The sequence below is a fragment of the Varibaculum timonense genome, assembly GCF_027694345.1.
Taxonomy (GTDB): Bacteria; Actinomycetota; Actinomycetes; order Actinomycetales; family Actinomycetaceae; genus Varibaculum; species Varibaculum timonense_A.
Genome location: NZ_JAQEVU010000015.1, coordinates 1 through 14573, shown reverse-complemented (window position 1 = coordinate 14573; position 14573 = coordinate 1). Strand labels below are relative to the sequence as shown.

Here is a 14573-nt window from a genome sequence, read left to right as displayed (position 1 = left end):
AAAAAATCCCGCGACATATGCGGACATATGTCGCGGGACATCACATGGTCGGGCTGACAGGATTTGAACCTGCGACCCCTTGACCCCCAGTCAAGTGCGCTACCAAACTGCGCCACAGCCCGTTACCTCCAAAATCTTATCTGTCCCGCCGCTATCCCAGCAAATCACCCAGACGTGATTCTTAACGCTTAAAATACCAAGCTGAAAAAACTAGCCTAAAACGCTCTCGGATAGCGTCCCTAGTAGACTGGAAAGGTGAGTGAGCAACTAGACCTGCGCCGCGCTAAAAAACCTTTCAAAGTGAAAGCGCCCTATGAGCCTTCCGGGGATCAACCCCAGGCAATCGCGCAGCTCACCCAGCGGATTAACGACGGTGAAAAGGATATTGTTCTCCTGGGGGCTACCGGGACTGGCAAATCCGCAACCTCCGCTTGGCTGGTAGAACAGGTGCAGCGTCCCACCTTAATAATGGAGCCCAATAAAACGCTGGCTGCCCAAATGGCAGCGGAACTGCGGGAACTTTTCCCCGACAATGCGGTGGAATACTTCGTTTCCTACTATGACTACTATCAGCCAGAAGCCTACGTACCCCAGTCCGATACCTATATCGAAAAAGATTCCTCAATAAATGATGAGGTAGAGCGGCTGCGGCACTCTGCCACTAACTCCTTGCTCACTCGCCGGGACGTAATCGTGGTGTCTTCGGTTTCCTGCATCTACGGTCTGGGTACTCCCCAAGAATATGTGGCGCGGATGGTGCCGCTAGAAGTGGGAATGCAAATAGAGCGTAACGAACTGCTTAAACGCTTTATTACCATGCAATACACGCGCAACGATATGGCGTTTACGCGGGGGACTTTTCGGGTGCGCGGAGACACTATCGACATCATTCCCATGTACGAGGAAATGGCAATCCGGATTGAAATGTTCGGGGATGAAATTGATTCCCTGGCCACCTTGCACCCGATAACCGGCGATGTTATCTCGGAAGAAGAATCAGTTTTCCTTTTCCCCGCCTCTCACTACGTAGCCGGCCCGGAGCGGATGCAACGCGCCCTCGACAGTATTGAGGACGAACTAGGCGAGCGGCTGAAATACTTCCGGGAGCACGGCAAACTTTTAGAAGAGCAGCGCCTGCAGATGCGCACTACCTATGACCTGGAAATGATGCGCGAAATCGGTACCTGTGCCGGTATCGAAAATTATTCTCGCCATATTGATGGGCGCGGGCCCGGCAGCCCCCCAAACACTCTTCTGGATTATTTCCCCGAGGACTTTCTGTTAATCATTGATGAATCCCATGTGACAGTGCCGCAGATAGGCGCGATGTTCCATGGGGATATGTCCCGCAAACGCACCCTGGTCGATTATGGTTTCCGTCTGCCCTCGGCTATGGATAACCGTCCTTTGAAATGGGAAGAATTCCAAGAACGCATTGGGCAAACCGTTTATCTTTCGGCCACCCCCGGAACCTATGAATTGGAGCGCTCCGATGGGGTAGTAGAACAGATTATTCGCCCCACCGGCCTGATTGACCCCAAGATTGTGGTTAAACCTACCGATGGGCAAATCGATGACTTGATGGAAGAAATCCTGGTACGCAGCGAAAAGAACGAACGGGTGTTGGTCACTACCTTGACCAAGAAAATGGCGGAGGACCTGACCGAATACTTGGCCGAGCGGGGCGTGCTAGTCGAATATCTGCATTCCGATGTGGATACGCTGCGGCGGGTGGAACTGCTGCGGGAACTGCGGATGGGGCGGTTCAATGTACTAGTGGGGATTAACCTGCTGCGCGAAGGGTTAGACCTGCCAGAAGTGTCACTAGTTTCGATCCTGGATGCCGATAAGGAAGGCTTCTTGCGCTCGACCACCTCCCTGATTCAAACCGTAGGCCGCGCTGCCCGTAACGTATCCGGGGAAGTCCATATGTATGCCGACCAGGTTACCGACTCGATGCGGGCGGCCATTGAGGAAACCGAGCGGCGGCGGGAAAAACAGCTGGCCTATAACCGCGAGCACGGGATTGATCCCCAGCCTCTCCGCAAGAAAATCGCAGATGTCACCGATATGTTGGCGCGCGAAGAAATCGATACCGAATCTTTGCTGGGCACCGGGTATCGAGGAGCTGGGAGCGGCCCTGATGTACGCACCCGCCGGGAAACCGGGCAGGACGTGCGCGCTCGTTTGGCTAACCAGAATCAAACTGACTTGGCGGCGCTTATCGTAGAACTAACTGACCAAATGCACGAGGCAGCAAAGCAGCTACAGTTCGAGGTGGCCGCGCGCCTGCGTGATGAAGTACAAGATTTAAAGAAAGAACTGCGGCAAATGCGGGAGGCGAATTGAGTAAGTACCTGAAACCCAAAAATATGGATTCCGAGGACGTGGTCAGCCCGTCCTCTGGCTCAAGTGAAAATAGCACCCTCATTAAGGAAGCCGAAGTCGAACCTAGCAAGAACGCTAAAAGTCGGTCTGCCGATAACGCTAGCGGCGCTGGAAACCCAGCTTTGCAAGGGCTAAGCAGCCAGGAGGTAGCCGAGCTTACCCAAGCGGGACTCACTAACCAGTTCACCCCGCGGGCTACCCGCACCGTACCCCAGATTCTGCGTGCCAATATATTCACTTTATTTAACGCTATTCTCAGCATCTGTATCGTGGTCACTTTGATATTTGGGCATTGGGCGGACGCCGTCTTTGGCATAGTGATGATCGTTAATGCGCTAACCGGCATTGTCTCGGAACTGCGCGCCAAAAAGGTACTAGAGCGGGTCAGTATTTTGCAAGAAAACCCTGTTTGGGTCGTGCGTGAGGGAGTGGAACAAGAAATATCTCCCCGCCAGATTGTGCAAGGGGATTTACTGCATTTGCGCCGAGGAGACCAAGTTCCCGCAGATGGGACGGTGCTTGCCAGTGAAGGAATGTATCTTGATGAATCCAACCTGACCGGCGAATCAGTGCCCTGTGCTCGCCAAATAGGGGAGACGGTTTTATCGGGAGCCACCGTAGTTGCCGGTAACGGATATATCGCAGTCAGCGCCGTAGGTAGTCAATCATGGGCAAACAAGATGGCTATCCAGGTGAAAAAGTTCAAAATGGCCCGTTCAGAGCTAGAAGCGGGTATCAATAAAATCCTGAAAATTATCACCTATTTCCTCCCGCTAGTTATTGCGCTATTGGCGGTTTCACAAATTCGTAGTTTAGGAGGATTTAGTCAGGTAACCTGGGGAAATATTGGTCCAGTGGTGGTTGCGGTGGTTGCCGGTATTGTGGGAATGATTCCGCAAGGACTGGTGCTGCTCACTTCAATCAACTTCGCGGCGGCGGCTCTTAAACTGGTTCGTCAAGAGGTGTTGATTCAAGAACTCCCAGCTGTTGAGGTTCTAGCCAGGGTAGATACCTTGTGTCTTGATAAAACCGGTACTCTTACTACCGGTCAGGTAAGACTTCGAGGGTTTTGTATCCCGGCAGATTCCTCCTTGGTTAGCGCGAAAGCATTACCGCCAGATGCGCAAAAGGCACTCGCTACTTTGACTAAAACGCGGGAAAATGACACTTCGGCAGCAATCTATGATCGTCTCCAAAGCGATTTACAGGCGGAGACTGGAATTATTGATAACGCTGAAATCCTGGCGTTTGATTCTTCGCGTAAATGGTCAGCGTTGGTTAGTGACGAAAAAACCTGGGTACTAGGGGCACCAGAAATTGTTTTGGCCGCTGATAGTGATACGCAAGCAGAAACCGCTAACTGGGCAAGGCAAGGGGCGAGAGTGTTGGCTTTAGCCTCTACCCAAAACGCCGCTCTTGACCTGCACGCTCCCAAGTTGCCGAAAACCCTACAGCTTAGTGCGCTGATTGTTTTAGCGGAACAGGTGAGGGGCGACGCGGAAAAAACCCTAGAGTTTTTCCGCACTCAAGGAGTAAAAACCCTAATTATTTCGGGTGATAACCCTGTTACCGTGGCTGCCTTGGCGAAGAGGGTGGGGGTAGATGATAGCGGTTTTGATGCTAGAGAACTGCCGGATAATCAGGACGAGCTGCGTGCTGTTTTGAAAGAACACAGCGTTTTTGGCAGGGTTACCCCGGAGCAAAAACGTTCCCTGGTTCGTGCCTTGCAATCTGGGGGCAGAACCGTGGCAATGACCGGGGATGGAGTTAATGATGCTCTGGCGTTAAAAGATGCTGATTTAGGGATAGCGATGGGAAATGCCGCGCAGGCAACTAAATCGGCAGCGAAAGTAGTGCTGATAGATTCGCGCTTCTCGTCGCTTCCGCATGTATTAGGGGAGGGGCGGCGCGTCCTCGGAAATATGGAACGAGTCTCGACCCTCTTCCTATCAAAAACCACTTATGCCGCAATACTTGCCCTGGTCATAGGGGTTTTAGGGATACGTTATCCCTATTTGCCCCGGCAATTAACTTTGATTTCTTCCACCACCATCGGGATTCCTGCGTTTTTCTTGGCGCTCGCACCCTCTGCGAGAAGATACCGCCCCGGATTCTTACGCCGCGTGGGGCAGTTAGCGTTGCCAGCCGGTCTGATTTGTGCTCTAACCTCTATTGGAGCCTATTTATGGATAGGCAGCTCTCCACAGGCAACTTCGGTAGCCACCGTGGTGTTAGTGAACGGAGCCTTGGGTCTACTGGCTATCTTGTCACAACCGCTGCGCAGCTGGCGAGGAATCCTCCTGGGGGTAATGATTGCCCTGGTAGTTAGCGCGATTACGATTCCGGTGGTCAGGGACTTTTTTGCCCTACAAGTATTATCCGTCTCGCAGTGGCTGGTAGTGCTCGCCTGTAGCGCTATTTCCCTACTATCTTTGGCGATTATCGGGATTCGCTGGGAGCGGAGACATTGGTCGGGGCTAAGTTGCACAGTTCGGGGTTGCGGCTAAAACACGTTAGACTGGGTTAGTAATCACGGGAGGGGAGTACTTCCATTAACAAGCCAGTCGTCATCACGGCATTTATGCCCGGCTGGTTCGGCCTGAAAGGGCGGAAGAAGACCTTTTGGTATCACACCATAGAATTGGAGAACACTATATGGGTCTTGCTCCTGCGCTTAATGCCGTCCCCGGCCACGAAGTAATTCACTGGTGGAACTGGGTTCTACTGGCGATTATTATTCTGGGACTGCTAATCATCGATTTTCGCGGTCATGTCCGTAAAGCCCACGAACCCACGATTAAAGAGGCCGCCATCTGGTCAGGTATCTATATGGCGATTGCGGCTGCCTTTGGGCTGGTGGTGTGGCTGCAATGGGATTTGAATCTTGCGGTTCAATACTGGGCGGGCTGGATTACTGAATGGTCGCTATCGCTAGATAATTTGTTTGTATTTATCATTATTTTGAATGGCTTCAACGTTCCCCGTCTCTACCAGCAAAAAGTCATCATGCTGGGAATCGTGATTTCTATGGTGCTACGCCTGGGCTTCATTTTGATTGGGGCTGCTCTAATCAGTAAGTTTGCCTGGATATTCTACCTGTTTGGCTTGTTCTTGATTTACACCGCGATTAGTCAGGCGCGTGAGGGGGTCACTAAAGAGGACGAGGCAGAATCTGGCCAAGGTTATCAGGAAAACCGTTTCACCTCGCTGGTGCGCCGAGTTCTGCCGGTTTCTGAAGGCTTTCGGGAAGCGAAACTGCTGTACCGTCATCGGGGTAAAACCTATGTGACCCCCATGTTCTTGGTTATCGTAGCGATTGGGTCAGCGGATTTAATGTTTGCGTTTGATTCCATTCCCGCCATCTTTGGTCTTACTAGCCATCCCTTTATCGTCTTTGCTGCTACCGCATTTTCACTTATGGGGCTACGGCAACTGTTCTTCCTGGTAGATGGGTTATTGGAGCGCCTGGCTTTCCTACATTACGGGCTGGCCTTGATTCTGGGATTCATTGGGGTGAAACTGATTATCCATGCTGCCCATGAAGCTCCTTTCTGGGGGATTGATAAATGGGCGCATTCTATTCCCGAGCCTTCTATCGGTTTCTCGATGGGCTATATCGTAATAGTTTTGCTGGTCACTGCGCTGGCTTCCATCTGGTATTCCAAGCGAAAAAGCCGCATCTAGATATATCCCACATCTTTAGATTTGGTTCTGGGTGGGGCTTTAGATAGTCTTAACAACGTCTAGGGTCATTGGCGCAGGGGTAGCGCGCTTCCTTCACACGGAAGAGGTCACTGGTTCGAAACCAGTATGGCCCACCAGACTTGTTTATTTCTCCAGGTAGGCTCGCATTATTTTTGCCATCTCTACCTGGTCATTTAAGGAACACATTTCCCTGGCTGAATGCATCGATAAGATAGGAACTCCTACATCGATAGTGGTTATTCCCAAGCGGGTGCTAATCATAGGGGAAATGGTAGAGCCGCAGGTAACAGTGTTTTTTGATACAAATCGTTGAGTATTTACCCCGCTGCGCCGGGCTGCATCTTCCCAAAGATGCCAACCGTAAGCATCGGTGGAGTAATGCTGGGAGGCGTTAAGTTTTAGTACCGGCCCATTTCCCATTATGGGACGGGTATCCGGGTCATGTTTTTCGGGATAGTTTGGATTTACTGAGTGGGCTACGTCAGCTGATAGGCACGAGGACGCAGCTAGCAGACGCTGATAACTATCTTTTTCTCCCTCGGCTAGGGCGCAGCGTTGTAACACCTGCTCTAGCAGAGGGCCGGCCGCCCCATTTACGGTGTGGGAACCGACTTCCTCATGGTCAAAGGCGGCACTTATCAAGATATTGTCCCCTTGATAGTTGTCGGTGGCAAGGCTCAAGAGGGCGCAGGCGGCACTGTAAACCGATAGCAAGTTATCTTGCCGGGCAGAGGATAGGAACTGTTTATTAGTTCCTATCCTTCGGGGTTCGTGGGTGTCGAAAGTGTAAAGCTCGTGGCTGGAAATATCGGCAGCGCTGCTTAAACCAGCCTGTTCAGCCAGTAAATCAAGAATGCCGGGTTGATTGTCTCCTAGTTGCCATAGGGGACGTAAATGTTGTTGTGGGTCAAGCTGTAAACATTTAGTGGAGTCCCGGTCTAGATGAGGGGCTAATTGGGGGATAAAAGCTAGCGCGTCAGTTTGTAGATAGTGACATTTTCCGGAATGGTCATAGATAATCCCGGCAATCCCCAGTTCTCGGTTCAGCCAAGAGTTAGGGAGCATTCCCCCATATATTTCTACGTTTAGTTGTCCCCAACCATCCGGACTAAAGCTATCGGGAGTGGGTTTTAGTTTGAAAGCGGGGGAATCGGTATGGGAGCCGATAATCCGAAAACCTTGCGGGGGGTTATCTGGTATTAACCAGGCAATAATTGCGCCTCCTTGTTGGAGGAAGTATTTGCCCGGAGAGCTATTCCAAGATTGTGTGGGGTCAATCCTAGTGAAACCACTGTTAGTGAAGGTTTCTGCTAGGCTCTTGGCAGCTAATGAAGCACAGGGGGAGGCGGTAATAAACTCTTTTAGTCCCTGGGCATAGCTTTCAATCTCAAAATCAGTCATGATTTTATTCTAGAGTTATTGAGCAAAAAAGTTCCGGTTCCCCTCCTTGAAGAAAGGAGGGGAAGTGGGAAAATAGACCGTAAGTGCAGCGTTAAAGGGAGACAGGATCAGTAGAAATAAATCCGTCCTCGCCGTCGTTTCTTACGTGGCGACCGTGTCCTGTCAGCTGGCTGCGTGAGTTCCCTAAATCGACTGGTTCGTTAGCAGCCAGGTGTCGTGCGCTTGCGGCACGCTCGCCGCCAAAGGGGCTGGCAGATGAAAGGAGGTCAGAATCTAAGTTAGCCGATTTTTCTGGTTTGGAAAGCTTTTTATGTTGCTTCTTGTTCTGCTTCGCTTGCTTTTTACGAAGCTTTTTTGCGGCTCGCTCTGCTTTACGAGTAGCTTTTTCTTGCCGGCGAAGCTCGCGGCGAGCCGCTAGGCTTGCTTGAGAATCAGCAAACACTAATGCCTGTAATAGTTGTATTTGAGAAACCCAGGTAGGTAGTTCCAAAGATTCATGTAAATAATAAAGCTGGTGCGCTAAACGTCCTCTATCAGCTAACAGTAAATCGTGTAAATCTTGGCAAAATTGCAGATAATCTGATATTTCACCCCAGGGTATCCGGTCGCTCTTGGAAAAGAGAGGGAAAGTTGCCGGTCGTAGCCGTGCGAGAATCGCGGCCGCTGCCTTTGGTTTTAGTGTCAGCGGATCTTTGGTTAGCGCTGTCCAGAGCTGAGCTAATGCTCCGTCTGTATCTAGTATTTGCTCCGAGGCATCCACCAATTGGGTATCCAGCGGGATTTGTGCCATTAACTCTGGCAAAGGTTCGCTGGTGAAAAGCTGATTCACGCTGTCATGCGCAACTTTGATTCCCAGATTCGCCAGGGCTAAAAGATCACAGTCCCGAAGATAGCAGGGAGTAACCTTAAGAGAAGTATCTGAATGCGGGGCTAAAGGGAATGAGGGCGAAAAACGGGAAGTAAGAGAAAACAAGGTAACCCGCGGGCAGTTACTTTGAGCGTAATAGGTTGTTAGCAGACTGCCGGCTCGCTCCCAGGCATCAGAGTCTCCCCGGGTCACGCCGGCAACTATTTCCGGAACCGTAGTAATCATTTTTCCTCCGCATCTAGCTATTTATGCCTAAATTGTAGTAGAAAATGCGCCAACAAACGCGGAGAAGTCCGCAAATAAAGCAGATTCTAATCTCCCGTTAAACTGGTGTTTTCCAGTAGTAAGATTTTTTAGAATAATCTCGCGCTCTGATTCGCCGGTGCGGTTCTAAAACTGGGTAAGCGGCACTTTCGGTGCACCCAAGAGACTACCCCTATTAGAAATTGCTGAAACGCTGCTAACGCTAACTGTCACTAGATAAACAAAGTAGGGTCAATGATTAACTCGGTACTCTTTTGTTTTCTACAAGCCGGAGAAACCTTGGCAGGTACCCCAATCGCAGTGCATCCAGCAGGTACATCTTTTACTACCACCGCATTAGCGGCAATCCGAGCATCCGAGCCTACCTGGATAGGACCAAGCACTTTCGCGCCTGCGCCAACCATTACCCGATCCCCAAGGGTGGGATGCCGTTTACCTTTCGACATAGACACCCCACCCAAAGTGACCTGGTGAAACAATACGCAATCTGTGCCGATTCGGGTGGTTTCCCCGATTACTACTCCGTTGGCGTGGTCAATAAACAGGCGGCGACCTAGGCGGGCTCCCGGGTGAATATCAACTCCGGTATAGCTGCGGGCAATCGAAGAAACTATCCTGGCCAGTAGTTTCAGTTTTTTCTTAAAGAGCATATGTGCCAGACGATACGCCCAGACTGCGTGCACCCCTGGATAGGTCAATGCCACCTCTAGCTTGCTACGGGCTGCCGGATCAGAGTTAATCGCGGCTGCCAAATCCTCTTTACATAGCTCCAGCAGACTGGGTTCCCTATTTGGCATGATGGTTGCTCCTAGTCCATTAAATCTTTAAACAGAGGAGAGCTTAAATAACGCTCACCGGTATCGGGTAGCAGTACCACGATACGTTTACCTTTCATATCAGGGCTAGAAGCTAAACGCAACGCTCCCACCAAGGCCGCGCCAGCGGAGATACCGACTAACAAGCCCTCCTTAGCGGCGGCCGTGCGTGCCATCTGCATCGCGTCCTCGGTTTTTACCGTTAAAACCTTATTTAACAGGGATTTATCTAAAATCTCGGGAACAAAATTCGCACCGATACCTTGAATCCCGTGAGCTGCTGCCGTACCCGTAGTAAGTAGGGGAGATTCTGCCGGTTCAACGCCAAATACTTCCAAATTCGGATTAAGTTCCCTAAGGCGTTTGCCCACGCCGGTAACCGTACCGCCAGTGCCAATCCCGGCGACAAAGACATCAAGCTGACCATCGGTATCAGCCCAGATTTCTTCAGCAGTATGTTCGTAGTGGGCGTTGGGGTTAGCACTATTGGTGAACTGAGAAGCCAAAATAGCGTCTTCGCGTTCGGATAAAACCTTTTGGGCGGCTTCAACTGTGCCTTTCATACCGGAGGCTGCCGGGGTTAATATCAATTCCGCTCCGAAAGCCCGCATGAGAGCGCGGCGTTCTTTCGACATAGATTCCGGCATAGTAATTACGACTTTGTAGCCGCGGGCAGCACCCACCATTGCCAAAGCGACTCCGGTATTTCCGGAAGTGGATTCGATAATGGTTCCCCCCGGTTTAAGCTGTCCACTAGCTTCGGCGGCTTGAATCATTGCCAATGCCACGCGGTCTTTAACCGAGGAAGCGGGGTTAAAAGATTCGATTTTTGCAATAACTGATGCGACTAGGTTCTGGTCGCCTAAATGATTGATTTTTACCAGGGGAGTGTTTCCAACCAGTTCGGTTACGTCTTTTGCGATATTCATGTTTTGTCCTTGAAATCTTTGGTAATGAAAATGCTAGATACCCGGTTTAGGGGGTGATACTTCGGGGAGAAAAACTGTAATGCCCCGGGGACAGCCCGTGCCTTTACGGTCGGCGGGATGCCCCTAGCTACATAGGGTGTAACGACAGGAGCAGGGAAAACGCATTTACCTCTCCAATCTATGTTTTAGAACTATCTTGCTTTTAGTTCTAACATCTTCAGTTTTAGGGGCGCAAACTTTTATGCGGTCAGTAAAATTTCCCTGCGGGTTCATCCCCGCTTAGGGGAGGGGATTACGCGAGCTTCGTCCTCTAGGTTTATTTTGGTCGAGACGCCGCTTCGGCTGCTGATATTGCTGTTACTGGGCGATTTCACGGGTGATAGTGGGAGCGGTAGTAACTTTCACTTCCCGGCTAGTAAGGCTCGATAAATAGCTTTCTATCTGGGATTTGGATATTTGTGGAAGACAAGAGAAACGGAGAGTAGCTTGCCTAGAGAAAGTACGGTCAAGGATTTCATACCCGTTTTGGGTGATTTTTGCTTCGATTCTTCCTGCTTCGCTCAGTGGGAAATCAGCTTCATAGGTTTCTTGAGTAATAACCCGCACTATTTTTGCGCGGTCTAATACTTCTTGTACCGCCTGGGAATAGGCCTTTACTAGCCCGCCTGTCCCTAGCTTTATACCTCCAAAATAGCGGGTAACTACGCAGGTTATATTGGTTAATCCCGACCCGGAAAGTACGTTGAGCATCGGGTTTCCCGCTGTGCCTGCCGGTTCGCCGTCGTCGCTGGAACGGGCGGTATCTGGTCCGGCATCATTATGTATAAGGAACGCGATGCAGTGATGGCGGGCATCGGGGAAAAGGCTTCTAACTGTAGCTATGAATTTTCGTGCTTCCTCTTCACAGTCAGTGCGCGCACAAGAAGCTATGAAACGGGAGCGTTTAATCTCGATTTCATGGCGAGTGGGAGTGCCTATAGTGCGCATAGTTTGATTGTAGCTAGCTGGGACGAAAACTTTGGGTAACTATTGCTTAAGCGCTTCGAGCTATTTTGGTAAAAGTGGTTCTTTTTAGTCACTAAACCTCAGGTGAGGGCGTTCTCGCGAGACAAATCACATGGTTGAAACTGGAAAGTTAGCGCTATAAATGACAGAGTTATATAGGTTATTTTCTATTTGCATTAGTTAGAGGAGTCCGTAATGGCAGTACCAAAGCGTAAAATGTCTCGTGCGAATACTCGTACTCGCCGCTCTGCTTGGAAAGCCAAGGCACCCCAGCTTACTACGGTCAAGGGCAATGATGGGCGTTATTATGTGGCACCTCGTCACCTGGCCAAAGCCGTGAAGCTGGGACTGTACAGCCCGGCAGATGATTTCGAGTAAAGCTCGATAAAGAACAACCCCTAGCTGATTTAGCTAGGGGTTTTGTTTTACCTAAGGTGAGAGCCGGTCAGGGGCAGGGCTAATGCCCATTGTTTTCCCCTGACCGGCTCTTGTGTTAGAGATGCTGCGCTAATCCCTAAATGCGTCCTCGAAATGTATTGAAATCTAGGTAGGAGCGCCTAGCGTAAAGAGGTTCCCCGTCGATAAAAACGGCAGGTCAATACACCTAGAGTGATAAGGGTAAGTATCGATAGAACCACGTACCAAATAGGGATACCGATGATGGTAGCGCTGGCGTTAGCTGCTATTTGTCCCGGCAGAGATTCTGGCATAATCCCGACCGCAGCGCCAGAAAAAGTGCTTTCCCAAATGAGCGAAAACGACAGGTTCGTTCTAGTGTTAATCGTAAGGATTCCCGGGATCAATAGTGACAGCAGGTTTAGAATCTGCATAACGATATATAGAATAATTCCCACGATAATTGGGCCACCTATTTTGCCGAGTCTATCCAAAAATGGGCTACGGTTACCGGCTGTTATAATAAATTGGAATGAGAAAACATAAATGAAAGACTCCCAAATAATATACAGGGCACTTATCCCCAGAAGTGTTCCAGGAATCTCGATTTGCTTTATGCCTTCAAAGGCATAAGAAAATCCTTCATAAGTTGCGGATTTTAATGCAAATACATTCAAGGCTATGCATAGGCAAACTAGCAGGGAAGATGCTAGGATAGCGCTCAAATTAAAAATGGTTTTTGCCCAAAAGAGTTCCCGGTTGTTTGCTGGTAATGACCACGTAAAATAGCCTGTTTTTCCGTACATTGAACGGTAGTAGTGAATCACTTGAATAATGGTGAGTATAATACTGGCAGCCACTAGAGCTAATATGGAAAATAGTAATGAAGTAACTGCTAGTCCCGGGGGGAGAAAATGAATACCTAGGGAAAACAATATAGTTATTCCCAGGGATATTATCCAGGTTAAACCGATTGGTTTTTTCAGCGCATTAAAATCGTATTTAATAAGTTTTGCAATCATCGGTACATTCCTCTAAATAGTCCATCCAAACTGGTCTGATATTTCTGGCGTAATTCGTCAGCATCGCCAGTTAAAAATACTTGTCCAGCCGACATAAAAACGGCGGTATTAATAATTGGTTCGATATCGCTAATTAAATGGGTAGAGATTATCATTAATGATTCTGGGTTAAAACCTTTGATAATTGTCTCTAAAATTACTTGGCGAGCTGCCGGATCTACCCCACTTATCGGTTCATCAAGCAAATACACTTTCGCATTACGTGACATTATTAAGGCAATCTGTGCTTTCTCGCGCATCCCTTTTGACATCGCAGAAAGCTTTCTCTCTAAGGGAAGTTGCAAGAAATGCATGAGCTCTTTAGCTTTACTGCCGTCAAAATCAGAAAAGAAGTCACCATATTGCTCAATCGCATCAAGTGGAGTTATCGAGTCAGCCAATAGAGACGAATCAGGTAAATAGGAAGTGAAACGTTTGCTTTCGGGAGAGGGAGCGGTTTGGAAAAGCCGAACCTCGCCCTCGTAATCGGTTATTACCCCCGCCAAAATCTTTAACAGGGTGGTTTTCCCGCAACCATTTGGTCCTAGTAGCCCTACGATTCCTCCGTTCGGAAGATTTAGATTCGCGTTCACTAATCCGGGTTGGTTGCCGTAAAACTTAGATACCCCGCTTAGGTTGATGGCGCTCACCTGGGCTGGGGTGCTCCCTGTCTGATTGGGGAGCTGCTGGGAGTGGTGATTAGTCTGGTGTTGGGGGTGCTGCTGGGGATTAAATCCGGATTCTGGGTAGGGGAAATTTGTAGTATATCCGGGCTGAATACCGGGATTTGGAGCAAAGAATTGCTGATTTGGTGCGACAGAAGGTTGGGTTTGCAAACCAGGTTCTGCCGCTATCGGGTTCCCGCTACCCAGGTTAGGGGAGGGCGTTGGGAACTGGTTTGGCTGATTTTCAGTCATGAGATTCTCCCTCATTCCATTGTTGTTTTATTAGTTCTAGTGTTTGGGGTAAGGTTGCGCCTGCCTTTTTCATTGCCAGAGTGAACTGGTCAGTAAGGCTTTTGAATACCCCTTGTCGGCTCAAGGATATTTTTTCTTCGTCATCGGTCACGAAACGTCCCGAGGTGCGCTCTGAAAAGGCTAATCCTTCACGCTCTAGTTCGGCGAGGGCGCGTTGTACCGTATTTGGGTTCGCGCCTACCATTTGAGCAAGGTCGCGCACGCTGGGAATCTTGCTGCCGGGAGGCCAGCTTCCATTGGTTATGTGGCGAGAAAACTCGTCACGTAGCTGACTCCAGATAGGAATCGCTGAATTTAGCTCCATATCTCCTCCTTTCGTTACTGTATTAGTGTAGTAATACAGTAACTCTTTTGGAGGGGCTGTGTCAAGTGTTTAATACAGATTTCTTTTGTGGTTTTGAGGTGGCGGGCATGATCTTCGCCATACCGGGAGTGCAGGCAGGAGCATTGGTTTTTCCTCCTGCCCAAAGTTCGGCAAATACTTACGTATTTCCCGAACTTTATGCCCACCGCGCCTACTCGGATAAAACCAATGCCCCCGCTGTTGGGTAGCAACTCGCCTGTCTGGGTTGCGGTAGTGGAATCTAAAACGAGAGGAAAAACCTCTTTCTCGCACATCCAAGCAGATAGCGTGACTCAAGACCGAGTTAGAAAGAAGGAAATCTCGCGACCTATGTGGACATATGTCGCGGGACATCACATGGTCGGGGCGACAGTGTGTGGTTTCAGGAGATGTGTCCGTTTTTCTTGGGGTTGGGGTTTTA

General features: G+C 49.7%; 13 protein-coding genes and 2 tRNA genes. 6 read left to right on the top strand and 9 right to left on the bottom strand.

Annotated elements, in window-relative coordinates:
* Positions 1-45: 45 nt before the first annotated feature.
* Positions 46-122, bottom strand: a tRNA-Pro gene (locus PG728_RS09245).
* Between the two features lie 133 nt (positions 123-255).
* Between PG728_RS09245 and uvrB the strand changes: the two genes are divergently transcribed.
* From uvrB to PG728_RS09225, 4 genes are all read left to right on the top strand, one after another.
* Positions 256-2349, top strand: a complete 2094-nt coding sequence (gene uvrB, locus PG728_RS09240; protein ID WP_270627264.1) for an excinuclease ABC subunit UvrB — start codon at positions 256-258, stop codon at positions 2347-2349.
* A complete protein-coding gene (locus PG728_RS09235) occupies positions 2346-4895 on the top strand; it encodes an HAD-IC family P-type ATPase (protein ID WP_270627262.1) in 2550 nt (849 codons plus the stop codon). The genes uvrB and PG728_RS09235 overlap by 4 nt, the downstream gene beginning before the upstream one ends.
* Before the next feature lie 148 nt (positions 4896-5043).
* Positions 5044-6072, top strand: a complete 1029-nt coding sequence (locus PG728_RS09230; RefSeq protein WP_270627261.1) for a TerC/Alx family metal homeostasis membrane protein — start codon at positions 5044-5046, stop codon at positions 6070-6072.
* A gap of 62 nt (positions 6073-6134) precedes the next feature.
* Positions 6135-6209 (top strand) — tRNA-Val (locus tag PG728_RS09225).
* Between the two features lie 7 nt (positions 6210-6216).
* Here the strand turns inward: PG728_RS09225 and PG728_RS09220 are convergent.
* The 5 genes from PG728_RS09220 to PG728_RS09200 all read right to left on the bottom strand — a co-directional run bounded on the left by PG728_RS09220 (position 6217) and on the right by PG728_RS09200 (position 11357).
* Positions 6217-7494, bottom strand: a complete 1278-nt coding sequence (locus PG728_RS09220) for a M18 family aminopeptidase (RefSeq protein ID WP_270627259.1) — start codon at positions 7492-7494, stop codon at positions 6217-6219.
* 91 nt (positions 7495-7585) lie between these two features.
* A complete protein-coding gene (locus PG728_RS09215) occupies positions 7586-8587 on the bottom strand; it encodes a DUF6308 family protein (RefSeq protein ID WP_270627257.1) in 1002 nt (333 codons plus the stop codon).
* A 251-nt stretch (positions 8588-8838) separates the two neighbouring features.
* The gene (cysE, locus tag PG728_RS09210; RefSeq protein WP_072509470.1) at positions 8839-9423 is read right to left on the bottom strand and encodes a serine O-acetyltransferase; all 585 of its coding nucleotides are present in this window, start codon (positions 9421-9423) and stop codon (positions 8839-8841) included.
* An 11-nt stretch (positions 9424-9434) separates the two neighbouring features.
* Positions 9435-10370, bottom strand: coding sequence for a cysteine synthase A (gene cysK, locus PG728_RS09205; RefSeq protein WP_270627255.1), 936 nt, complete (start codon positions 10368-10370; stop codon positions 9435-9437).
* Positions 10371-10727: 357 nt separating this feature from the next.
* Positions 10728-11357: a YigZ family protein gene (locus PG728_RS09200; protein ID WP_270627253.1), complete on the bottom strand. Its 630-nt coding sequence runs from the start codon at positions 11355-11357 to the stop codon at positions 10728-10730.
* Positions 11358-11570: 213 nt separating this feature from the next.
* On the opposite strand from PG728_RS09200, the gene rpmF reads away from it, so the two are divergent.
* Positions 11571-11753: a 50S ribosomal protein L32 gene (gene rpmF, locus PG728_RS09195; protein WP_270627252.1), complete on the top strand. Its 183-nt coding sequence runs from the start codon at positions 11571-11573 to the stop codon at positions 11751-11753.
* Between the two features lie 179 nt (positions 11754-11932).
* Here rpmF and PG728_RS09190 read toward each other — a convergent pair whose 3' ends face one another.
* From PG728_RS09190 to PG728_RS09180, 3 genes are read right to left on the bottom strand one after another with little or no spacing between them, the layout of a single operon-like run.
* Entirely contained in the window at positions 11933-12793 is an 861-nt protein-coding gene (locus PG728_RS09190) for a hypothetical protein (RefSeq protein ID WP_072509474.1), read from the bottom strand.
* Positions 12790-13749, bottom strand: a complete 960-nt coding sequence (locus PG728_RS09185; RefSeq protein ID WP_270627250.1) for an ATP-binding cassette domain-containing protein — start codon at positions 13747-13749, stop codon at positions 12790-12792. The genes PG728_RS09190 and PG728_RS09185 overlap by 4 nt, the downstream gene beginning before the upstream one ends.
* Positions 13742-14113, bottom strand: coding sequence for a GntR family transcriptional regulator (locus tag PG728_RS09180; protein WP_072509475.1), 372 nt, complete (start codon positions 14111-14113; stop codon positions 13742-13744). The genes PG728_RS09185 and PG728_RS09180 overlap by 8 nt, the downstream gene beginning before the upstream one ends.
* 65 nt (positions 14114-14178) lie before the next feature.
* Between PG728_RS09180 and PG728_RS09175 the strand changes: the two genes are divergently transcribed.
* On the top strand, positions 14179-14361 hold the full coding sequence (locus PG728_RS09175) for a hypothetical protein (RefSeq protein WP_270627247.1): 183 nt from the start codon (positions 14179-14181) through the stop codon (positions 14359-14361).
* Positions 14362-14573: the final 212 nt, after the last annotated feature.